This window comes from Desulfovibrio fairfieldensis (assembly GCF_001553605.1).
Lineage (GTDB): Bacteria > Desulfobacterota > Desulfovibrionia > Desulfovibrionales > Desulfovibrionaceae > Desulfovibrio > Desulfovibrio fairfieldensis.
The window spans coordinates 3,379,758-3,400,288 of sequence record NZ_CP014229.1; the positions used below are offsets into that span (position 1 = coordinate 3,379,758).

Here is a 20,531-nt window from a genome sequence, read left to right on the forward strand (position 1 = left end):
CTCCTAGCGCGCCCCCTTGGGAAAGAGCACCACGCCGATGGTTTTGAAGATAATGTGGATGTCCAGCAGAATGGACATATTCTTGATGTAGTAGAGATCGTATTCCAGCTTGCGGCGGGCGTCCTCCTCGGACGCGCCGTAGGGATAGCAGACCTGGGCCCAGCCCGTCAGGCCCGGCTTCACCGTATGGCGCAGGCTGTAGTAGGGAATGTCCTTCTTGAGCTGTTTGACGAAGGCCATGCGCTCGGGCCGGGGGCCGATGAAGCTCATGTCGCCCTTGAGGATGTTCCAGATCTGGGGCAGCTCGTCGATGCGCACCTTGCGGATGAACTTGCCGAAGCGGGTCACCCGGTTGTCGTGGGCGCTGGCCCAGACCGCGCCGTTTTTTTCCGCGTCCGCGCGCATGGAGCGGAATTTGTAGACCGTGAATTCCTTTTCGTACAGGCCCACGCGGTCCTGGCGGTAGATCACCGGGCCCGGCGATTCCAGGCGCACGATCAGGGCCGTGAGCAGCATGACGGGCGTGGCCGGAATCAGCAGCACCAGCGAGATCAGCACGTCCAGAGCCCGTTTCAGCCGCCGCAGCGAGCCGCGCGTGTTCAGGGAAAAGCCCTCGGTCTGCAGCAGCCATTCGTCGTTGATCTGCGAAAGGGGCAGGCGCTGCACCACGTGCTCGTAAAAAGTGCGGATGTCCACCACCATGCTGCCGCGCAGCTTGGCTTCCAGCAGATCGTGGGCGATGTCGTCGTCAATGGGCGCGTCGGGCAGCAGCAGGATCATGGTGGCCCGCTTTTCCCTGGCCACGTCCAGGGCCTTGAAGGGCGGCCCCAGGCAGGGGCCCGCGTCCGGGCCCTGATCCCGTTCGCCCACATAACCGATGATGGTCGCCTGGGGCAGGCCTTCGGCCAGCAGCTGGCGCACCTTGCCCGCGCGGTCCACGCCCACCAGCAGGATGCGCAGGGGGTGGGTCAGCTTGTCCGCATTGCGGTAGTAAAGCCAGCGCCAGCCCAGGCTGAAGGCCAGGGACAGGGTAAAGAGCATCAGCAGGGTTTCGCGGTCGAAACGCCAGTGGTCAAAGGAATAGGACGCCGTGGCCGAGGAGATGATGCCCAGCACGCAGGCCACCAGCACCCGGCCCGAGGTTTCCCTGAAATCTTCCCGCCCCACGCTGTAGGCGTCCAGAATGTAGAAAAAGAGCATGTAAAAAAAGACCGTGAACAGCGAAGCGCCGGTGTAGTCGTGAAACACGCTCAGATCCGGCGCGATGGTGGTCACGCCGGTGATGGTCAGCGCCAGCAGCAGGCAGAAGATGTCCAGAACCTGCAGGAGCGCCATGCGGTACGTACTGATCATTGCCCTTCCTTTATGCCCCGGCGGGCACATGCATGTCCCGCAGAATGCGGGCCGCCACTTTTTCGGCGTCGAATTCCCTGACGGCCAGCTCGCGCCCGGCCTCGCCCATGCGCGCGATAGTCCCCGGCGCGAGGATAAAACTTTCCATGGCCCCGGCCAGGGCCTCGGGATCGCGCACGGGCGTCATGCGTCCGTTGACGCCGTCGCGCACCACTTCCCGGCAGCCGGGCACATCCGTGACCACAGCGGCGCGGCCCATGCTCATGCCTTCCATGATGGACGTGGGCGTGCCTTCCCGCCAGGAGGGCAGCACCAGCACGTGGGCCGCGGCCAGATAGGGGCGCACGTCCCTGGTTTCGCCCAGATATTCGATGCCGTTCTCGCGCTCCCAGGTTCTGACCTGGTCAAGGCTGACGCTGCCCAGGCCCTGCTCCGGCGGGCCCAACAGCTGAAAGCGGGCTTCGGGGTAGCGGGCCCTGAGCAGACGCGCCGCTGCGGCGTATTCCGGCAGGCCCTTTGCTTCCAGCAAACGACCCACCAGCAGAAAGATGACCGGTCCGTCAGGCGGCAGCGGGGGCAGGGGAGCCTGCGCGAAACGCCGGATGTCCACGCCCGTGCCGCGCGCCGTGAGCACGCGCGCGCCGGGACCCAGAATGCCCGACTCGCGGAAGATGCGGATATCGTCCTGATTCTGAAAAAAGACGCCTTCCGCGTTTTTGAGCGCCTGCCGGTAAAGAAAGACGCTCAGACGGTTGACGCATTTCTTGAACAGGCTGTCGGCCTCAAAGGCGTAGCCCAGACCGGTGATGGTGGCGTAGACGTGCGGCACGCGCGCGCGGCGCGCGGCCAGGCCGCCGTAGATGACCGGTTTGATGGTTGAGGCGAAGAGCAGGTCCGGCTTCTCCGCATCGAATATTCGCCTGAGTCGGGCGAAAGAGCGCGCGTCATGCAGGGGATTGAGGCCTTTGCGGTCCAGCTCGTAGTGGAGTACGCGCGCGCCCAGGGTTTCCAGCGCCGCGTCGGCCTCCGGGTCGCCGGGCGGCACGCAGCAGAGCGCCTCATGCCCGCCCTGACGCATTTGGCGGATCAACACGCTCCAGAAATTGGACAAAGCCCTGGCCTGGTTGCCCAGGACAATGATTTTCATGCCAGTTTTTCTCCCTTCCGTCGCGGCGGCGCGGGGCCGCCGTACCGGGGCGGCCCCGGTATGGTCTTGCCTATAGCACCTGTGCCCGGCCCTGAAAAGAGGGTGGAGCGTGCGGGGCCGCCCGCGTCTTTACAGGCCGCGCCGCGCGGAGTACAAGGAGAGCGGCCCGCCGAGGCCGACCGGCGCGGGTCCGGAGGCGCGGGGCGCCGTTATAATCAACCCTCAGGAAACAATAAAACAGGACGCAACCATGAGCGCGTATGCCGCCTTGTGCGAAACAATGACCGCCGCCCCCTCCCGTTGGCTGGTGACCGGCGTGGCGGGTTTCATCGGCTCCAATCTGCTGGAGCATCTTTTGAAAATGGGCCAGACCGTGGTGGGACTGGACAACTTTCTCACCGGCTATCAGAAAAACCTGGATATGGTCCGCGACCTGGTGGGGCCGGAGGCCTGGAAGCGTTTTACCTTCATTGAAGGCGACATCCGCGACCTGGATACCTGCCGCAAGGCCTGCGAGGGAGCGCGGCACGTGCTGCACGAGGCCGCCCTGGGTTCGGTGCCGCGTTCCATCGACGATCCCCTGCTCTCCAACAGCTGCAATATCGACGGCTTTCTGAACATGCTGGTGGCCGCGCGCGACGCCAAGGTGGAAAGTTTCGTCTACGCCGCGTCTTCCTCCACCTACGGCGATTCGCCGGAGCTGCCCAAAGTGGAAGACAAGATCGGCCGTCCGCTCTCGCCCTACGCCGTGACCAAGTATGTGGACGAGCTGTATGCCGATGTCTTTGCCCGCTGCTACGGTTTCACCAGCATCGGCCTGCGCTATTTCAACGTCTTCGGCCAGCGTCAGGACCCCTACGGCGCGTATGCGGCGGTAATTCCGCAGTGGTTCGCCAGCCTGATCAAGGGCGAAACCGTGTACATCAACGGCGACGGCGAAACCAGCCGCGACTTCTGCTACATCGACAATGTGGTGCAGGCCAATCTGCTGGCGAGCCGCGCCCGCGCGGAAGCCCGCGACAAGATTTACAATGTGGCCTTCGGCCAGCGCACGACACTGAACGAACTGTTTCTGCTGATCCGGGAGGAAGTGGCCCGGCATCTGCCCGCCGCCGCCACGGCTGAAGCCGTGCACCGCGATTTCCGCGCGGGCGACGTGCGCCATTCGCTGGCGGACATCAGCCGGGCCGAAAAGCTGCTGGGCTATGAGCCGCGCTACGACGTGCGCGAGGGCCTGCGCCTGGCCGGGGACTGGTACGCGGCCAACCTGTAGGGCGGACTTTGTTTGAAATCGCATATAATTTCAAACAGGGCCCCTTTCCTCAAACTCTCATTGTTCCCGTCGGTCGCGGCGGCGTTGTCCTGATTCCCGGTCGTGCTGTTCTTGCCTGTATGTTGCGTTGCAGCCACAGTCAGAGCAATTTCACTTTTGAAATTGCTCTGACGACGCACACGGTGCGGCACGCCGCGAAGCGGCGTGGATTCTGGCGAAAAACGTGGTTTTCGCCAGAATGTCAACTTTGAAATTTGTAAAATTTCAAAGTTAATCTGCTCTAAGGCGCACGGCTTTGCCGTGCCCGGCTCGGGCAATCAGGGCTGCGGCGACGGCTGACGCGCGGCACAACGCTGTTTCGTCCCGCGTTCAGGCGCGCCCGTCAGCTCCGGCCGGAAGGAAGATAAAGAAGGTTGGCATGCGGCAGACTCTGACCCTGCTCTGGCAAATGGGCATCCTGGCTGCTTTCGCCTGGGCGGCGGACTGGCTGGCGCGGACGTGCGACCTGCCTATCCCCGGCAATGTGCTGGGCATCATCGTGCTTTTCCTTCTGCTCTGCACGGGCGTGGTCAAGGAAAGCCACATCAGCGAGGCCGCCAATTTTCTGCTCAAGCACCTGGTGTTCTTTTTTGTCCCCATCGCGGTGGGGCTCATGAACTGGGGCGGCGTCTTTTACGATTACGGCTGGGTTCTGCTGGCGGCCATTGTGATCAGCACGGCCCTGCCCCTGCTCGTGGTGGGCTGGCTGGCCGGGGCCCTGCGCCGCCGCCCTGAGAAAGGAGCGGAGTCATGTGGTCAGTGACGACCCTGCTCTGCGTGGCGGGCACGGTCTTTGTCTATGCGGTCGTGCGCCGTCTGTACCTGCGTTACAAGCATCCGCTGATCAATGTGGTGGGGCTCAGCGCCGCCGTTGTGATCAGCGCGCTGCTGCTTCTCGATGTGCCCTACGCGGCTTATGAACCGGCCAGGAAGATCATGACCGCGCTCATCGGGGCCGCCACGGTCAGCCTTGCCCTGCCGTTGTACCGCTACAGGAAGTTGCTGCTGCGCCATGCCGTGGCCATCATTGTCAGCGTGAGCGCCGGGGCTTTTGTCGCCATGTTTTCCGCCGGGCTCATCGCCCAGAGCGGCGGCCTGCCGCGTGAAGTGGTCATGTCCATCCTCTCCAAAGGGGTTTCCATTCCCTTTGCCGTGGAGGTCGCCAAAATCTACGACGGGATTCCTTCCCTGGCCGCCGCCTTTGTGGTGGCTACCGGCACTCTGGGCTCGCTGCTGGGCGTCTGGACCCTGAACCTTGTGCGCGTCAACTCCCCCTTTGCCCGTGGGCTGACCCTGGGCACAATCTCCCACGCCCAGGGAACGGCGGCGGCCCTGCAGGAAGGCGAGGAGGCGGGCGCCATGGCCGGTCTGGCCATGATTCTGGCGGGCATCCTCACCGCCGCCTTCGCGCCGCCGGTGGTCTGGCTGCTGCGCGTCGCCGCCTGAACCCGGAACACATTCCTCCATGCTTCGTGAAGAAAAAATATCGCGGCCGCGTTTCTTTCTTTTCTTTCTCACCGGACTGCTTCTGGCAGTGCTGCTCGCGGCGATGCCGGACCGGCGGCCCGTTGCCGCCGCGATCGCGCCGGAGGTCCGGGAGGGGGACATCATTTTTCACGCCTCCACCTCGTCCCAGAGCGCGCTCATCCGCCTGCTGACCCGTTCGCCGTATACCCACTGCGGCCTTGTGATGCGCCACAAGGGGCGCTGGCTGGTGCTGGAGGCGGTGCAGCCGGTGAAGCTTACGCCCCTGGCGGCCTGGACGGCGCGCGGCGCGGGCGGGCATTATGTGCTTAAACGCCTCAAGAATGCGGACGCCGCGCTCACGCCCGACGTGTTGGAGCGCATGCGGCGTCTTGGCCTGGGCATGCTGGGCCGGGCTTATGACCGGCAGTTTCGCTGGTCCGACGCGAAACTATACTGCTCGGAACTGGTCTGGAAACTCTATCGTCGCGGCGCGGGCATCACCCTTTGCAAACCGCAGCATTTCAGAGATTTTAATCCGGCGCGGCCCTCCTTGGCCGGAGAGGCCGCCCGCCGCTACGGGAAAAACATGCCGCCGCCGGACGAGCCCGTGGTCACGCCAGCGGCCCTGTATGACAGCCCCCTGCTGCGCATAGTGCGGGAGGAATAGGCGAACCTGAAAAAGCAGTTTGCATTGCGGCGTCCGGGCGGGAAGGCGCTTATGCTCCAACGCTTTTGTTCCTCCGGCGTTACCGTCAGTTTCCCCCCACCACAAAGGCGTGGGGGTAGAGAGCTCTGAACAGGTCCAGCATCTGCTGCGCGCCGTTGGAATCCTGCCAGGGGCCCACCTGCACGTTCCACATGTTGTTGCTGCCGAACTCCAGGCGGCCCTTGTGGCCGGACCGGGTCAGGATATTGATCAGTTTGTAGGCGTTGTTCTTGTCGGCAAAGGCTCCCACCTGCACATAGAAGGGGCCGCTCATGTCGCCGTTCTCCCGCAGTTGGGGAATGCCGCCCAGGCTCTGGACGCGCACTCTGGCCGTGCCCGTGCCCATCATGTTCAGGCGCGTGGCCGCGCTGCGCGAGAGATCGATGACGCGGTCGTCCACAAAGGGGCCCCGGTCGTTGACCCGCACAATGATGGAACGGCCGTTGCCCAGATGGGTGACGCGCACCTTGGTGCCTAATGGCAGGATCTTGTGGGCCGCTGTCATGGCGTATTGATTGTAGCGCTCGCCGTTAGCGGTTTTTTTGCCGTGAAAGCCCGGTCCGTACCAGGAGGCTGTGCCCACTTCCACAAAGCCGTGGGCGGATTTGAGGGGATAATAGGTCTTGCCGCGCACGGTGTAGGGCTTGCTGCCCGGTACGCCGCCCTTGCGCCAGGAACGCGAGCCGCAGCCGGACAACAGGGCCGCGCAGAGCAGGAGTGCCAGGCAGACCCGCAGCGCGCGAAAGGCCTTGTTCATGCGGCGGGCTCCGATTCGGCCAGACAGCGCGGCAGGCCGTTCTGAGCGCAGGCCGCGCACAGCGCCGTGTCGGCCTCCCCGGCGGAGCCGCTTTCCAGACCGCGCAGGAGCTCCCGGCTTTCGTCATTGAGCAGGTTCCGCTCCCGCGCCCGCCGGAGCAGGGCCATGGCGGGTTCGTGCCGCCCCGATTCCAGAAAATCCCGGGCGGCCAGCAAATAAAGGCGTTCGGGTTCGCCGTCGTACAGGGCCGTGAGCAGATCCGGATAGAGCGGGCCGAAAACCTCGCGGGCCAGAGGCTCCTCGCAGGCCAGCCAGCGGGCCAGGCGGCAGTTCCGGCCCTCGGCCGTCAGATAGCGGGTGAGCAGGAAAAGCCCGTGCGACAGGACGTGGATGATGCGCTCCAGCTCGCGCACCGAGCTTTCGGCGGTCTGCGCGGCCAGGGCGCTCAAGGGGCCGTAGAATTCGCCGGTCACTGCCGGGTGACGGCCCAGCTGGGCCAGGCGGTTGGCGTAATGCTGGCCCTGGAAGGCGTCTTCCTTGAGCTTGGCGCATTCGTGAAAAGCGTAACCCACGCACCAGTCGATGAGGGCCTCCACCGGGCTCTGCACGGCGGTGCCGTCGGGATGGGGGCTGGCCGCGTACTGCCAGAGCATGATGCCCGGGCTTTCCGCCGGAGCCTCTGTAGCTGCCGCCGCCGTGCGGACCGTATTGCGGAACAGGTGGTGGGCCGTATCCTTGAGCCGCCAGAACACGCCCTTGCGCATGGCCTCGCCCAGCAGGTCGCGCAGGGCGGAATAGGAAACCGTGCCGTCGCGCTCAAAACGTCGCCGCTGGTCGGACAACAGGCGGAAGACCATGCAGTAGTCGCGCACCAGGTCGCGCACGAAAAAGGCCCTGTTGGCCAGCAGCCAACGCTCGCTCACGCCTCGTCCTCCCGCAGGAGCGTCCTGGCCACGGCCAGGTCGTAGAGCTTGAGCGGGTCGGCTTCCTGGTTGCGTTCCTCTTTGTACAAGCGGGCCGCGTTTTGCACCACGCTCAAGCTGAGCCAGGGATGGCGCTCCCAGACTTCGGGATGGTCCGCCTGCCAGAGCCGGAATTCCACTTCGCCGTCCCGGCCGCGCCGCACGTAAACCCGGGCGCGGCTGTTGCCCGCCTGGGGATGATAATACAAGCCGCGTTCGTCTTTCATGGCTGTCGTTATCCTTTACGGTGGAAAGTAAAACGCCCGTATCTTACGCTTAAAGCGCCGCCTTGGCAAAGGCGGCGCGTGCCCCCCCCGCCGGGACCGGAGGCGACGCTGTGAAAATGTGGTCAATGTTCGACCCTGCCGGTTGTCATCAGGGGAAAAATGAGATATGCAACGAAAAGACCGCGTTGCGGCCCGAGGGGCCGAGGCTTTGGCTCGCCCGCTCGTTCGTGATCCCTTGGGGCGTTCCGCTTTTGCGGAGCGGGCGCTGCGGCGGCTTTGCGGGAAGTTGCCGGGGCACCGAGGCGGGATGCGTTCCCGCCGCGCATCGGCACACGCGCAGAAGTCCGTTTTGCGATGCTCCGGGATCGGCGCACCTGAACGGCATGTCACGCGATGGCGTGATACAACCAAACCATGTGGAGGTATGGCAATGGCGAAATATGCAACCCCCAAGTTGGACGAGCTTGAAAGCGGCCCTTGGCCGAGCTTTGTGTCCGACATTAAACAGGAAGCGGCCGCGCGGGCCAAAAATCCCAAGGGTCTTGACTATCAGATCCCGGCGGACTGCCCCGAAGACCTGCTGGGCGTGTTGGAGCTTTCCTACAACGACAAGGAAACCCACTGGAAACACGGCGGCATCGTGGGCGTGTTCGGTTACGGCGGCGGCGTTATCGGCCGTTACTGCGACCAGCCCGAACAGTTCCCCGGCGTGGCCCACTTCCACACCATGCGTGTGGCCCAGCCCGCCGGCAAATACTATGACACCAAGTTCCTGCGCGACCTGTGCGACATCTGGGATCTGCGCGGTTCCGGCCTGACCAACATGCACGGTTCCACGGGCGACATCGTGCTGCTGGGCACCCAGACCGTCCAGCTGGAAGAAGTCTTCCACGAGCTGACCCACAAGATGAACGTGGACCTCGGCGGTTCCGGTTCCAACCTGCGCACGCCCGAAGCCTGCCTCGGACAGTCCCGCTGTGAGTACGCCTGCTACAATACGCAGGATATGTGCTATCAGCTGACCATGGACTACCAGGACGAGCTGCACCGCCCGGCTTTCCCCTACAAGTTCAAATTCAAATTCGACGGCTGCCCCAACGGCTGCGTCTGCGCCATGGCCCGTTCCGACTTCGCCGTGGTGGGCACCTGGAAGGACGACATCAAGATCGACCAGGAAAAGGTCAAAGCCTACCTGGCCGGCGAAATCAAACCCAACGCGGGTGCGCATGCCGGGCGCGACTGGGGCAAGTTCGACATCCAGAAGGAAGTCATTGACCGTTGCCCCAGCCAGTGCATGAAGTGGGACGGTTCCAAGCTCTCCATCAAGACTGCCGACTGCGTGCGCTGCATGCACTGCATCAACACCATGCCCCAGGCCCTGCACATCGGCGACGAGCGCGGCGCCAGCATTCTGGTGGGCGCCAAGGCCCCGGTGGTGGACGGCGCGCAGATGGGTTCGCTGCTTGTTCCCTTCATCTCCTGTGAAGCCCCCTATGACGATGTCAAAGAAGTCATCGAAAAGATCTGGGATTGGTGGATGGAAGAAGGCAAAAACCGCGAGCGCGTGGGCGAAACCATGAAGCGCCTCTCCTTCCAGAAGCTGCTGGAAGTCACCGACACGCCGGCCATGCCCTGCCAGGTGAAAGCGCCTCGTGCCAATCCCTTCATCTTCTTTAAGGAAGAGGAAGTGCCCGGCGGCTGGAATCGCGATCTCGCCGAATTCCGTAAACGCCATCAACGCTAGTATAAGGGGGAAACGAACATGGCTTTTATTTCTACCGGGTACAATCCCCAGAAACCCATGGAAGGCCGTATCTCCGACATCGGCCCTCATAAGTACGACGACTATTTCCCGCCGATGATCAAAAAGAACTTCGGCAAGTGGCTCTATCATGAAATTCTGGAGCCCGGCGTACTGATGCATGTGGCCGAAAGCGGCGACAAGGTCTACACCGTGCGCGTCGGCGGCGCCCGTACCATGTCCATCACCCACATCCGTGAGTTGTGCGACATCGCCGACAAGTACTGCGGCGGCTATCTGCGTTGGACCACCCGTAACAACATTGAATTCATGGTGGACGACGAAGCCACCATGAAGGCCCTGCGCGACGACCTGAACTCCCGCAAGTTCCCCGGCGGTTCCTTCAAGTTCCCCGTGGGCGGCACGGGCGCCTGCGTCTGCAACATGATCCACACCCAGGGCTGGGTGCACTGCCACACGCCCGCCACCGACGCTTCCGGCCCGGTGAAATGCGTGATGGACGCCCTGTTCGACGAGTTCGATCACATGCGCATGCCCGCACCCGTGCGCGTGTCCCTGGCCTGCTGCATCAACATGTGCGGCGCCGTGCACTGCTCGGACATCGGCCTGGTGGGCATCCACCGCAAACCGCCCATGATCGACCACGAATGGGCCGACCAGCTCTGTGAAATTCCGCTGGCCGTGGCCGCCTGCCCGACGGCCGCCGTGCGTCCCACCAAGGTGGAGCACAACGGCGAGAAGGTGAATTCCATCGCCATCAAGGAAGACCGTTGCATGTACTGCGGCAACTGCTACACCATGTGCCCGGCCCTGCCCATCGCTGACAGCGAGGGCGACGGCATCGCCATCATGGTGGGCGGCAAGGTTTCCAACCGCATCTCCATGCCCAAGTTCTCCAAGGTGGTCGTGGGCTACATCCCCAACGAACCGCCGCGCTGGCCCAGCCTGACCAAGACCGTGAAGCACATTGTCGAGGTCTACGCGGCCAACGCCGAAAAATACGAACGTCTGGGCGAATGGGCCGAGCGCATCGGCTGGGAAAGCTTCTTCAAGCTGACCGGCCTTGAGTTCACCCACCACCTCATCGACGACTTCCGCGATTCCGCCTATTACACCTGGCGTCAAAGCACCCAGTTCAAGTTCTAGGCAGTTTGCTTAACCCCGGCGGCGCGGCAACGCGCCGCCGGGCCAGGAGAACGCTCATGGCTGACGATAAAGAGATTGTTGTTGAATTTCTGAAAAGCAAATCCGCGGCCAAGTCCAAGTTCTACTTCAAGGACTTTCTGGAACTCTTTCCGGACAGGGGCCCCCGCGACGTGAAAAAAGTCCTCACCAAGCTGATCAATGAGGAAGTGCTGGAATTCTGGTCCTCCGGCTCCACCAGCATGTACGGCCTGAAGGGTGCGGGCAAGCAGTCGCACGCCGAGGGCGAAGACTAGCCTATTTGGCCTTTTTTGTCGCTGGCAGCGTCAAATTTCACGGCGCGGCTCGGTTATACGGGCGGCTTTTTGGCCGTTACAAGGCAGGACGTTGCGGCCAAAGGCAGCAATGCCGCAGTCGGTGATTCGTCCGGGTAAAGGCTGTCGCTATCTGTATGCCGTTCACGGCAACAGCTTATAGCGCCGTCAGCGTGCCGCTTATTTTTCTTGCCAGCGGCAAAAAACTCAAATGTCGCAACCCCTTTTGCGCAAGATCTGCCGCAACGTCTGTTGTGGCATTTCTTGTTTCGGGCTTGGTTCACCTGCCGCCCTTTGCTTCAGCGGCGGATGAACGCGCAAATTGGGATGCTTCGATGCGTCTTGCCATAGGCACGTTATTTTGAGCAGGGCATGACTTTAGGGCCTGTTGACACTATGTTCTTTTGCCCGCTGGCTTTGTTGAACTTCGCCTTTTATTCCAGTCGAGTACCATAGCTCTGCTGTCCTCATCCGTAAGCAGCTTCGCCGCAACGGCTGAGGCAAGAGTACACTCCTTTCATGCTTTAGCCGTTATGCGAGGAACGAGCATTACGGATAAAGACAGCAGCGATAAAAGGATCGTTCTCCTCGCCAGCGAACAAAATCCCAGCAGTGTCAACAGGCCCCAGGGCAATCGGCCCGGTCAGGAATCCAGGAGGTGATCATGGCGCTTTCCTTTTCCTTGAATGCCGAGGAGCGAGCCTTTCTGGCCCGGCTGGCCCGTTTGGCCATTGAAAGCGCTCTGGCGGACAAGGGTACGGCCCGGCCGCCGGAACCGCCGGAGAAAGGCGACGCGGTGAGGGAGAGCGTCGGCACATTGCGCCGCCCGCTGGGCTCTTTTGCAACCATCACTCTAAACGGGCGGCTGCGCGGCTGCATCGGCACCATTGTGGGCCGCGAGCCTCTTTACCTCAATCTCTGGCGCATGGCCCGCGCCGCCGCCTTTGAAGATCCGCGTTTTCCGTCGCTGACCCTCCGGGAATGGGCTGGAGCGGCCCTGCACATTTCCGTACTGGACGAACTCACGCCTTGTCCGGACCCGGAAGCCATTGAAGTCGGGCGGCACGGTCTGGCCCTGCAATATCTGGGGCACAGCGGCGTTTTTCTGCCTCAGGTGCCGGTGGAGCAGGGCTGGGATCGTCTGTCCTACCTGGAAAATCTCTGCGCCAAGGCGGGCTTGCCGGGCGGCAGTTGGCGCGCGCCCGGCGCGCGTTTGTTCTGGTATGAAGCTCTGGTTTTCGATGCCTGAGCCGGACTGCGCCTGCCTCGCTTTGCCCCTGCCGCCGTCTTGCCATGCGCCCAGGCCGGGCGTATGTTGGCACTATTCTCAGGGCGGGGTGCAAGTCCCCACCGGCGGTGATGCGGTCGCGCCATGTGCGCGCCGCCAGCCCGCGAGCGCCTTCCGTGAAGGGTCAGCAGATCCGGTGTGATTCCGGAGCCGACGGTAACAGTCCGGATGGAAGAGAATGGTCAAGTATGTCGCGTGCGTGAGTGAACAAGCCGCCCCGGAATCGGAAAGCAGATTCTTTCCCTTTCCTTCAGCGTGGGTGTCAGCTTGAGCTGCCGCCTGGCGGGGCCGTATGGTTTTGTACGGAATTGCTTTGGTATTTTCCTGCGGGAGAACACCACATTCTTCACGCGCGCGATATCCAGCCACGCCCTGATGCACCATCTCCCGGCCATTGTGGCCGGACAAGGAGCATGTCATGCATCAGTCCCAATCCCCCCTTGTGTTGTTCGGTTCTTCCACGGAGCGGATGCGCCGCGCCCTGGATGCGGTGCGCGCCGGTCAGGGCGTCTGCATCGTGGATGACGAGGACCGCGAAAACGAAGGCGATCTGATTTTTCCGGCCCAATTCCTCACCGTGCCGCAGATGGCCCTGCTGATCCGGCATTGCAGCGGCATTGTTTGCCTCTGCCTGACTGACGAGCGCATCCGTCGCCTGCGTCTGCCCATGATGACGGAGGTCAATACCAATTCGCAGGGCACGGCCTTTACCGTGTCCATTGAGGCGGCCGAGGGGGTGACCACCGGCGTTTCCGCCGCTGATCGTGTGGCCACGGTACAGGCCGCCGTCAGCCCGGAGGCCCGGCCGGAAGATCTGCGCCGCCCCGGCCATGTCTTTCCGTTGCGGGCGCGTCCCGGCGGCGTTCTGGAGCGTCGCGGCCATACCGAAGCCACGGTGGACCTCATGGCCCTGGCCGGTCTTGAGCCCTGCGGGGTACTTTGCGAACTGACCAATGAGGACGGCAGCATGGCCCGTTTGCCGCAGGTGGCGGCCTTTGCCAGCGCCCACGCCATGCCCCTGCTCAGCGTGGAGGATATCGCCTCCTGGCGGCAGGCCCCGGCCGGGGGAAAAGCGCGTCCTGCGGGCCGGGTGGCTTAAGCGTCGCTGGACAATAGTGAATGAACGTCGGAAGGCGGCCGTAAGGCCGCCTTCTGTCCGCGTACAGACGCGGAAATGATTTCTTCGAACGCGCGGACGGAACCGCCCGCCGAAGCGTCATTTTATTTTGGTAAAGCCCTGGCTTTCCAACCAAGCATACAGTTTTTTATGCGTCCAATGGCTGATAACGCCGTCGGCGCATTTTTCCTTGAGAAGTTCACGGACTTTCTGTTGTTCCAGATATAAGGACGCAACATAATTGATCTCGTGGTCCTGGTCGCAATTAAAAAGGGCGTTGTCGCTGGGCATGGCGCACCTCCCATTTTTTTTTACGATTGACCTAAAAATGTATTTTGTCAATATAGAGTGAGCTAATTGGTTCTACAACATTTCGCGTTTGAAATGTTATACATTTCAAACTCTACGCCATCAGCGTGCTGCGGAAAAAATGCAGCTTCTCCTTGCACTTGGACGCTGGTGCCCGCTCACGCGGTCACCAGCGTAATTCACATTTAAGATGAGTGAATTATTCTGGCGACATTGATCCGGTATAAAAAAGGAACCCCCCGCTAGTGGTCTGCCCCCATCAGGGTTCCAAAGTTTGAGCCTAGAGGGGCTTTTTTACTTTGTCTACCTTGATGGGGGCAGACCACTAGCGGGGGGTTTTCTCCATACAAAAAGAAAAGGCCGCTTCAGCGGCCTCCGGTATAGTGTTCGCAGCAGCTTTGAGATTATTGTTTCAGTGTTTTTAAACGAGCCTCTGCCGTCGGAATGGCGTCGCGATCAAAAATTAGAATAATTGTATCATCCACAATGCCGATAGACCCCTGATGTGGAAAAGCTTGCTTGTCGCGCGCAAAATGTAGAGCTTTTTCCATAAGATCCGGCCGCTTCTGGATTTCTTCATTAAGCCTGTCTCCCAGTTTGAGATATTTGGAGAGCAGCCAAAGCTCAAAGCCGGGATTCCAGGCTTGAGATATTGTTCGAGAAGACAGGGGCGTCAAAGGGCCAACCCGAGGGGTATCTTGGAGGTAAGACTTGGTACGGCCCAGTTGAACAAGATTGTATGTTTTGTCAGGGTCGAAATTCGGCAGGCTTTCTATGCGCCCAATGACACGATTGAGCACCGCCAGATCATGCTCTGTGGAGCGCACATGACGGATTTGTTGGTCCAGACAGTTGACGGCCATGCATGGCAGTAACAAAATAAAAAGCAAAAGACCGGCATTGCGTATGGGCGTTTTGCTGTCGGCAAGCAATGTCAGAAGGAAAAAACTGTATACATAGCTGAGACCCATCGCCAGAAAACGGTAAAGGTACCAATTGCTGTTGTTGCTGACCAGAAATTGCGACTTGGCGGCTACCGGGAAGAGCGCAATGGCCACTATGAAAATGGAAACTTTCAGGAGCTGGCGTTGCGTCACATGCACCGCCCTGCTCAGCATGGCTGCCGCGCCTCCCGCCAGAGCACAAAGTAGAAGGATTTTAAGCCATAGAGACATAAAACCCTGCGGCACGACAAGATGTAGCCAGGATTGGCGCACCAGCTCCCAAAGGCGCTGCGGCAGATCGGTGAACACGACGGTCTGAAACTGGTATAAATCCAGAGAGAAGCCTACCAGGGGATAAAGGCGCAGGCTTACTGCATAGAGCAGGCAAGCCGCCATAAGGCAGAGCAATGCCGGACAGAGCGCTTTGCACAAAACATATAGCGCGCTCAACCTGCCGTCCCATTCCAGAAGTTTGATCAGAACTAAGCCCCAGAAGCAGGTGGTCCAGGTCATGATGGAAGATTGATAGCTGGCCAATGCACATGTCGTCAGAACGACGGCCAAAGCATAGCTCAGCAGGCGATGCCTTCCCGGTTTCAGGCTGGCGTGTAGGGCGAGGACCATAAAAAGTTGTGAAGCTGTAAAGGCCAGCGCCATGTAGTGATAATAGTAAAAATCCGTCACCGCTGGCATGCAGGAAACCATAATACCGCCAGCGAACAGAAGCCACGCCCCGGCCTTGGGGCGCCAGAGCAGAACCGCGCCCATACCTGCGGCAATCTGTGTGGCAAAAGCCAGAAGCTGGGTGTAGACAGGAATTTGCACATGGCCGCTCAGCAGATGTAGAAAGGGGGTAAACCAACGGCCCGTTCGACCTCCGCTCAAGAGAGGAATGCCGTCTTCATAACCTACGTCGTGATCGCCAAGAGGAAATTGTGCCAGATCAAAGAAATAGACGATGATATTGATCAGCATTGCCGCGATAAAAGCCTTTTTCCAATCTACGGGAATGCGCTGCCACAATTTCAGCAGGTCTTCGCGCCAATCGGATCTTATCAGCAATGCTCTTTCATTCATGTCTCTTCTTTCCTTAATAAGTAGCAACGAAAACGTTCGACCTTGCTCCTAGCCCTGCGGCGCCAGCCGCCAAGCCAGGCGCGTATAGCGCTTGCGCGTCTTGTTGTTTTTGACGGCCATATGCAGGGCGCGGGATTCGCCCACCAGCACCACCAGTTTTTTGCCGCGCGTCACTCCGGTATAGACCAGGTTGCGCTGGAGCAGCACGTAATGCTGCATCATGATGGGAATAACCACGGCCGGGTATTCCGAGCCCTGGGACTTATGGATGGAAATGGCGTAGGCCGGGGCCAGCTCGTCCAGTTCCTCAAAGTCGTAGGGCACCACGCGTTCGTCAAAACTGACGCTCAGGGTGCGCTCTTTGGAGTCCAGAAAGACAATGCGGCCCATGTCGCCGTTAAAGACATCTTTCTCGTAATTGTTGCGCACCTGCATGACCTTGTCGTGCAGGCGGAAGGCCCGGTCGCCGCGCCGCACCTCCAGGCCGTTGGGATTGAGCGCTTCCTGCAGGCGGGTGTTCATCTGGCCCGCGCCCACGGCGCCCTTGTGCATGGGCGTGAGCACCTGGATGTCGTCCACCGGGTCCAGGCCGAAACGGCGCGGGATATGATTTTTGACCAGATCCACCATCAGGTCGGCCGCCTTTTCCGGGTCGTTCTGATGGATGAAGTAAAAGTCCGACAGCCGTTCCTTGCTGGATTCCAGGCAGGGAATCTCGCCGTGGTTGATGAGGTGCGCGTTGCAGATGATTTCGCTCTCGGCGGACTGGCGGAAAATTTCGGTCAGCTCCACCACCGGCAACACGCCCGAGGAAATGATGTCCGACAGCACATTGCCCGGCCCCACCGAGGGCAACTGGTAGACGTCGCCCACCAGCACCAGGGTCGCGCCCAGGGGCACGGCTTTGAGCAGATGGTAGAAGAGCAGGGTGTCCATCATGGAGGCTTCATCCACCACCAGCAGGCCGCAGGCCAGAGGATTGTCCTCGTTGCGGGCGAAGCCGTCCTCCTTGGGGCTGTACTCCAGCAGGCGGTGGATGGTGCGCGCCTCGCGGCCCGAGGTTTCGGCCATGCGTTTGGCGGCCCGGCCCGTGGGCGCGGCCAGCAGGATGCGCGCCCGCACTTCACCGAACAATTTGATGATCGCGTTGATGATGGTGGTCTTGCCCGTACCGGGGCCGCCGGTGAGCACCATGACCTTGCTGCGCGCCGCCGTGCGCACGGCTTCCAGCTGTTCCGGGGCCAGGGCGATGGGCAGCTCGGCCGTGACCTTGTCCACCAGCGCGTCCGGATTTTCAAAGCGCACGGCCTTGGGCGAGTGCAACAGGCGTTGGAGATAAAAAGCGGTTTTGGATTCGCAATGATGATAGCGACGCAGATAGACGCCCACTTCCACGCCGTCCCCGGCATCAAAGTCGTCCGCGCCGTCCTGACCCTCGGAATCTTCGGGCGCGTCCATGGCCTCGCGTACCAGGCGTTCGTCCTGTTCCAGGGCGGCAATGGCGTCCCGGGCCTGTTCCGGCTCCACGCTCAGCTGTGCGCAGACGTCCCGCACCAACTTGTGCTCGGGCAGATAGACGTTGCCGTCATCCGTGGCCTTTTGCAGAATGTAGAGCGTGCCCGCCTGGATGCGCAGCGGATTGTCCGCTTCAAAGCCCAGCTTGGCGGCGGCCGCGTCGGCGGTCACAAAACCGATGCCGTGAATGTCCATGGCCAGGCGGTAGGGATTTTCGCGCACCACGTTGAGGGCCTGGCTGCCGTAGGCCCGGTAGATGCGCACGGCATAGGCCGGGGTGATGCCGTGGGGCTGCAAAAAAAGCAGCAGATCGCGCATGCCCCGGTGTTCGGCCCAGGAGTCGCGGATGCGGCCCAGGCTTTTGCGGCCCAGACCGCGCACTTTGAGCAGGCGCTCGGGCTCCTCGTCCAGCACGCGGATGGTGTCCGTGCCGAAGGCTTCCACAATGCGCCCGGCCAGTTCTTCGCCCACGCCCTTGATCAGGCCCGAGGCCAGATAGAGACGGATGCCCTCGCTGGTGGCGGGCAGCACTTCCTCGGCGGTGTTGAATTCCACCTGACGGCCGAAACGGACGTTGTTCACCCAGCGCCCGGCCACCTTGAGCTGGACCCCGGCCTGCGGGTCCACCATGTGTCCCACGCAGGACACGGGATCGCGGCTGACGGTACGCGGCGGCGCGCCCGTTACCTTGGCCTCGCCGGTCAGGCCCTTGTCGGGCAACAGACGAAGGACAGTGTAGCCGTTTTCTTCATTGTGGAAGATCACGCGCTCCACCGTGCCGGTGAGTTCCACGGCGTCGGGATCGCGCAGCAGGGGCAGATCGGCCATCAGTCCTCCGCCTTATCCGGCTTGGCCGCCTTGCGTCGGCGCGACCACCAGAACCAGTCGCACTGCTCCGGCGGCAGATACGGATCAAGGGCCTGCGCCGCGGCGCAACAAAAAAGATCGTACTGGCAGATGTCCACGCTGACGCCCTTTAGGCGGCAAAGGCGCTCGTAGAGTTCACGCGGGTCGCGGGCGGCCAGAGCCGCCACGCTGCTCACGCCCAGCAGGCGGAAGTCCGCCAGCGTGGCCTTGCCCACGGATTTCAGATCCGCCAGAGCGCGTCCATCCGTTGCGGGGCACGGGCTCACAGGCCGTGCCCCATGCGACTTTGCAGCAACAGGGCGTCGGCCAGGGCCAGGGCGGTCATGGCCGAAAGCACGGGCACAATGCGCGGGATGGCGCAGAGGTCGTGGCGGCCCCCGATACGCACTGTGGCGGCGCGGCCTGTCGTGTCCACGGTATGCTGGTCGTGCGCGATGGAGGCGATGGGCTTGACGGCCGCGCGCAGTATGATGTCCTGGCCGCTGGAAATGCCGCCCAAGATGCCGCCGGCGTGATTGGAGGCGAAGCGCACGGCTTCAATGGCGCCGTCTGCGCCGGGCAGCAGGGGATCATTATTCTGTGAGCCGCGCAGGCGGGCCGCCGCGAAGCCATCGCCCACTTCCACGCCCTTGACCGCGCCCACGCTCATGACGGCATGGGCCAGCACCGCCTCCAGCTTGTCGAAGACCGGTTCGCCCAGTCCGGCGGGCACGTCGCGGGCCACAATCTGCACAATGCCGCCCAGGGTGTCCCCGGCCTTGCGGGCTTCGGCCACAGCCGCGTCCCAGAGGGCCGGGCCGGCGTCCGAAGCCGCGAAATACGGGCGGCGTAAAGCGCCGTCCATATCCACGCCCGTGGCGGGCACGGCAATGCCGCCCAGCTCCACGCAGGCCGCCAGAACGGTCACGCCCCGACGGGCCAGAATTTTTCTGGCGATCACGCCCCCGGCCACGCGCGCGGCTGTTTCCCGGCCCGAGGAGCGGCCGCCGCCGCGATGGTCGCGGATGCCGTTGTATTTCTGAAAATAGCTCCAGTCCGCATGGCCGGGCCGGAAGATTTCGGCCAGATTGCCGTAGTCGCGCGAGCGCTGGTCTTCATTGGCGATATAAAAGGCAATGGGCGTGCCTGTTGTGCGGCCTTCGAACACGCCGGAAAGCAGGCGCACCCGGTCCGCCTCTCTGCGTTTGGTGGCTGTGGGGCCCTGGCCGGGCTTGCGCAGGTCCAGGTCGGCCTGAATGTCCGCCTCGCACAGCTCCAGGCCCGCCGGACAGCCGTCCAGCATGCCGCCCAGGCCGGGCCCGTGGGATTCGCCGAACGTGGTCAGGCGCAGAACGCGCCCGAAAGTGTTGCCCGCCATGGTTACGCCCTGTCCGCGGCCGTGCCGGTGAAGATGTCCGGAAAGAGAACGGGAAGAGAACGAAACGCGAAAAGGCTCGGGAAATTGTTCTGGCTCATGGGGCTCCTTGGGCTGGCGTTGCGGTGGAAAGGCCCGCCCGCAACTGGTCCGGCTTCCCAGTATATGAAAGGCTCCGGCCACTGGCAAGGCTCAGGTATTTCACGCGCCGGATGCGTTGCGCGTCATGTATAAACGAGCGCCTGTGACATTGCATGGCCGCGCGGGTCGGCACAGGACTTTGCCGACTTACGTGCCGCCGGTCTTATTCAGCTCTCTTTGAGGCGACCGTAAACGGAAGAAGAGAGATGATGTGGAAAGGCCGAGGCGGGTAAAGGCGGTCTCCGGGGGATTCCGGCGCGCGGAATGCTCGCGCGCAAAAATTTGATATGGCCCGTAATCGAGGAAGGAATCCGCATTATCCTGAAATTACGAGATAATCTCGTTTGTTGATTTGCCAAAATTTGATATGCGATATATATTATGTTCTCAATCCTGAGAGGATGCTTCTGTGTTTACAGAAGAACGGAAACATGTTGGCGAACAAAAGGCGTAACAACAGGATTACAAAGAAAGTATGCGGCGTATTCCGTGTTATTCCAGAGCGGATTGCCTTTGAAATTACACAGTTCAAAGGGGTCATTCCGGCAAAAAGCACGGTTATCGCCGCTGTCGATCTCCGTATGGTTCCGTTGTCGCCAACGGGGACAGCCCTTCGGGCTGCCTTCGGTCGCTTTGCCGGAATCCACGTCGTTGCTCTCGATGCCTGTATGCCCTTTGGGCTACAGGCACGGCCCGACGGGCGGCCCGTAGGGTCGGTCTTCGCGGCGCTACACCATTTCAAGTGTGAAATGCTGTAAGGCCGGAAAAT

General features: G+C 61.7%; 21 protein-coding genes and 1 riboswitch. Of the genes, 11 read left to right on the plus strand and 10 right to left on the minus strand.

Annotated features, from left to right (window positions below; translation table 11 throughout):
* Positions 1 to 3 precede the first annotated feature (3 nt).
* Together AXF13_RS14235 and AXF13_RS14240 are read right to left on the minus strand one after the other, a co-directional pair.
* Positions 4 to 1,353, minus strand: a complete 1,350-nt coding sequence (locus AXF13_RS14235; RefSeq protein WP_062254240.1) for a sugar transferase — start codon at positions 1,351 to 1,353, stop codon at positions 4 to 6.
* Between the two features lie 10 nt (positions 1,354 to 1,363).
* Positions 1,364 to 2,500 carry a glycosyltransferase family 4 protein gene (locus AXF13_RS14240; protein ID WP_062254242.1) on the minus strand — a complete coding sequence of 379 codons (1,137 nt, stop codon included), beginning with the start codon at positions 2,498 to 2,500 and terminating at the stop codon, positions 1,364 to 1,366.
* A 250-nt stretch (positions 2,501 to 2,750) separates the two neighbouring features.
* Between AXF13_RS14240 and AXF13_RS14245 the strand changes: the two genes are divergently transcribed.
* The 4 genes from AXF13_RS14245 (at position 2,751) to AXF13_RS14260 (ending at position 5,946) form a co-directional block, all read left to right on the plus strand.
* A complete protein-coding gene (locus tag AXF13_RS14245) occupies positions 2,751 to 3,773 on the plus strand; it encodes an SDR family oxidoreductase (RefSeq protein ID WP_062254244.1) in 1,023 nt (340 codons plus the stop codon).
* A gap of 418 nt (positions 3,774 to 4,191) precedes the next feature.
* Complete coding sequence (locus tag AXF13_RS14250) at positions 4,192 to 4,575, plus strand: CidA/LrgA family protein (protein WP_062254246.1); 384 nt, start codon at positions 4,192 to 4,194, stop codon at positions 4,573 to 4,575.
* Entirely contained in the window at positions 4,563 to 5,258 is a 696-nt protein-coding gene (locus tag AXF13_RS14255; RefSeq protein ID WP_008682724.1) for an LrgB family protein, read from the plus strand. Before AXF13_RS14250 ends, AXF13_RS14255 begins: the two co-directional genes overlap by 13 nt.
* 19 nt (positions 5,259 to 5,277) lie before the next feature.
* A complete protein-coding gene (locus tag AXF13_RS14260) occupies positions 5,278 to 5,946 on the plus strand; it encodes a YiiX family permuted papain-like enzyme (protein WP_062254248.1) in 669 nt (222 codons plus the stop codon).
* Between the two features lie 85 nt (positions 5,947 to 6,031).
* On the opposite strand, the gene AXF13_RS14265 is transcribed toward AXF13_RS14260, so the two are convergent.
* From AXF13_RS14265 to AXF13_RS14275, 3 genes are read right to left on the minus strand one after another with little or no spacing between them, the layout of a single operon-like run.
* On the minus strand, positions 6,032 to 6,742 hold the full coding sequence (locus AXF13_RS14265; RefSeq protein ID WP_062254250.1) for a septal ring lytic transglycosylase RlpA family protein: 711 nt from the start codon (positions 6,740 to 6,742) through the stop codon (positions 6,032 to 6,034).
* Positions 6,739 to 7,665, minus strand: a complete 927-nt coding sequence (locus AXF13_RS14270) for a hypothetical protein (RefSeq protein ID WP_062254252.1) — start codon at positions 7,663 to 7,665, stop codon at positions 6,739 to 6,741. The genes AXF13_RS14265 and AXF13_RS14270 overlap by 4 nt, the downstream gene beginning before the upstream one ends.
* Positions 7,662 to 7,931, minus strand: coding sequence for a hypothetical protein (locus tag AXF13_RS14275; protein WP_008682719.1), 270 nt, complete (start codon positions 7,929 to 7,931; stop codon positions 7,662 to 7,664). The genes AXF13_RS14270 and AXF13_RS14275 overlap by 4 nt, the downstream gene beginning before the upstream one ends.
* Before the next feature lie 430 nt (positions 7,932 to 8,361).
* On the opposite strand from AXF13_RS14275, the gene dsrA reads away from it, so the two are divergent.
* The 6 genes from dsrA to ribB all read left to right on the plus strand — a co-directional run bounded on the left by dsrA (position 8,362) and on the right by ribB (position 13,537).
* Positions 8,362 to 9,675 (plus strand): dissimilatory-type sulfite reductase subunit alpha, encoded by a 1,314-nt coding sequence (dsrA, locus tag AXF13_RS14280; protein WP_008682717.1) that lies wholly within the window; start codon positions 8,362 to 8,364, stop codon positions 9,673 to 9,675.
* Between the two features lie 18 nt (positions 9,676 to 9,693).
* Positions 9,694 to 10,839, plus strand: coding sequence for a dissimilatory-type sulfite reductase subunit beta (dsrB, locus tag AXF13_RS14285; protein WP_009303254.1), 1,146 nt, complete (start codon positions 9,694 to 9,696; stop codon positions 10,837 to 10,839).
* A gap of 56 nt (positions 10,840 to 10,895) precedes the next feature.
* A complete protein-coding gene (locus tag AXF13_RS14290; RefSeq protein ID WP_008682714.1) occupies positions 10,896 to 11,132 on the plus strand; it encodes a dissimilatory sulfite reductase D family protein in 237 nt (78 codons plus the stop codon).
* A 155-nt stretch (positions 11,133 to 11,287) separates the two neighbouring features.
* Positions 11,288 to 11,515: a hypothetical protein gene (locus AXF13_RS16920; protein ID WP_150116190.1), complete on the plus strand. Its 228-nt coding sequence runs from the start codon at positions 11,288 to 11,290 to the stop codon at positions 11,513 to 11,515.
* 299 nt (positions 11,516 to 11,814) lie between these two features.
* Positions 11,815 to 12,399, plus strand: a complete 585-nt coding sequence (gene amrA, locus AXF13_RS14295) for an AmmeMemoRadiSam system protein A (protein WP_062254253.1) — start codon at positions 11,815 to 11,817, stop codon at positions 12,397 to 12,399.
* Positions 12,400 to 12,469: 70 nt separating this feature from the next.
* Positions 12,470 to 12,622: riboswitch (FMN riboswitch) on the plus strand.
* 234 nt (positions 12,623 to 12,856) lie between these two features.
* Positions 12,857 to 13,537, plus strand: coding sequence for a 3,4-dihydroxy-2-butanone-4-phosphate synthase (gene ribB, locus AXF13_RS14300; protein ID WP_062254255.1), 681 nt, complete (start codon positions 12,857 to 12,859; stop codon positions 13,535 to 13,537).
* Positions 13,538 to 13,654: 117 nt separating this feature from the next.
* On the opposite strand, the gene AXF13_RS14305 is transcribed toward ribB, so the two are convergent.
* The 5 genes from AXF13_RS14305 to aroC form a co-directional block, all read right to left on the minus strand.
* Positions 13,655 to 13,846 carry a hypothetical protein gene (locus AXF13_RS14305; RefSeq protein WP_009303252.1) on the minus strand — a complete coding sequence of 64 codons (192 nt, stop codon included), beginning with the start codon at positions 13,844 to 13,846 and terminating at the stop codon, positions 13,655 to 13,657.
* A gap of 422 nt (positions 13,847 to 14,268) precedes the next feature.
* Entirely contained in the window at positions 14,269 to 15,885 is a 1,617-nt protein-coding gene (locus AXF13_RS14310; protein ID WP_062254257.1) for a glucosyltransferase domain-containing protein, read from the minus strand.
* 48 nt (positions 15,886 to 15,933) lie between these two features.
* Positions 15,934 to 18,228 (minus strand): SF1B family DNA helicase RecD2, encoded by a 2,295-nt coding sequence (gene recD2 / locus AXF13_RS14315; RefSeq protein WP_062254259.1) that lies wholly within the window; start codon positions 18,226 to 18,228, stop codon positions 15,934 to 15,936.
* Positions 18,228 to 18,533: a helix-hairpin-helix domain-containing protein gene (locus tag AXF13_RS14320; protein WP_062254261.1), complete on the minus strand. Its 306-nt coding sequence runs from the start codon at positions 18,531 to 18,533 to the stop codon at positions 18,228 to 18,230. The genes recD2 and AXF13_RS14320 overlap by 1 nt, the downstream gene beginning before the upstream one ends.
* Positions 18,530 to 19,624, minus strand: a complete 1,095-nt coding sequence (gene aroC, locus AXF13_RS14325) for a chorismate synthase (RefSeq protein WP_062254264.1) — start codon at positions 19,622 to 19,624, stop codon at positions 18,530 to 18,532. The genes AXF13_RS14320 and aroC overlap by 4 nt, the downstream gene beginning before the upstream one ends.
* 569 nt (positions 19,625 to 20,193) lie before the next feature.
* Here aroC and AXF13_RS14330 point away from each other — a divergent pair.
* Positions 20,194 to 20,520: a hypothetical protein gene (locus tag AXF13_RS14330; RefSeq protein ID WP_150116191.1), complete on the plus strand. Its 327-nt coding sequence runs from the start codon at positions 20,194 to 20,196 to the stop codon at positions 20,518 to 20,520.
* Positions 20,521 to 20,531: the final 11 nt, after the last annotated feature.

Coding starts and splice junctions, on each gene's coding strand:
- AXF13_RS14235 (WP_062254240.1), bottom strand. CDS start 1,353: ATGATCAGTACGTACCGCATGGCGCTCCTGCAGGTTCTGGACATCTTC.
- AXF13_RS14255 (WP_008682724.1), top strand. CDS start 4,563: ATGTGGTCAGTGACGACCCTGCTCTGCGTGGCGGGCACGGTCTTTGTC.
- recD2 (WP_062254259.1), bottom strand. CDS start 18,228: ATGGCCGATCTGCCCCTGCTGCGCGATCCCGACGCCGTGGAACTCACC.
- AXF13_RS14330 (WP_150116191.1), top strand. CDS start 20,194: ATGTTGGCGAACAAAAGGCGTAACAACAGGATTACAAAGAAAGTATGC.
- dsrA (WP_008682717.1), top strand. CDS start 8,362: ATGGCGAAATATGCAACCCCCAAGTTGGACGAGCTTGAAAGCGGCCCT.
- AXF13_RS14240 (WP_062254242.1), bottom strand. CDS start 2,500: ATGAAAATCATTGTCCTGGGCAACCAGGCCAGGGCTTTGTCCAATTTC.
- ribB (WP_062254255.1), top strand. CDS start 12,857: ATGCATCAGTCCCAATCCCCCCTTGTGTTGTTCGGTTCTTCCACGGAG.
- amrA (WP_062254253.1), top strand. CDS start 11,815: ATGGCGCTTTCCTTTTCCTTGAATGCCGAGGAGCGAGCCTTTCTGGCC.
- dsrB (WP_009303254.1), top strand. CDS start 9,694: ATGGCTTTTATTTCTACCGGGTACAATCCCCAGAAACCCATGGAAGGC.
- AXF13_RS14260 (WP_062254248.1), top strand. CDS start 5,278: ATGCTTCGTGAAGAAAAAATATCGCGGCCGCGTTTCTTTCTTTTCTTT.
- aroC (WP_062254264.1), bottom strand. CDS start 19,624: ATGGCGGGCAACACTTTCGGGCGCGTTCTGCGCCTGACCACGTTCGGC.
- AXF13_RS14305 (WP_009303252.1), bottom strand. CDS start 13,846: ATGCCCAGCGACAACGCCCTTTTTAATTGCGACCAGGACCACGAGATC.
- AXF13_RS14310 (WP_062254257.1), bottom strand. CDS start 15,885: ATGAATGAAAGAGCATTGCTGATAAGATCCGATTGGCGCGAAGACCTG.
- AXF13_RS14250 (WP_062254246.1), top strand. CDS start 4,192: ATGCGGCAGACTCTGACCCTGCTCTGGCAAATGGGCATCCTGGCTGCT.
- AXF13_RS14245 (WP_062254244.1), top strand. CDS start 2,751: ATGAGCGCGTATGCCGCCTTGTGCGAAACAATGACCGCCGCCCCCTCC.
- AXF13_RS14275 (WP_008682719.1), bottom strand. CDS start 7,931: ATGAAAGACGAACGCGGCTTGTATTATCATCCCCAGGCGGGCAACAGC.
- AXF13_RS14290 (WP_008682714.1), top strand. CDS start 10,896: ATGGCTGACGATAAAGAGATTGTTGTTGAATTTCTGAAAAGCAAATCC.
- AXF13_RS16920 (WP_150116190.1), top strand. CDS start 11,288: ATGCCGTTCACGGCAACAGCTTATAGCGCCGTCAGCGTGCCGCTTATT.
- AXF13_RS14265 (WP_062254250.1), bottom strand. CDS start 6,742: ATGAACAAGGCCTTTCGCGCGCTGCGGGTCTGCCTGGCACTCCTGCTC.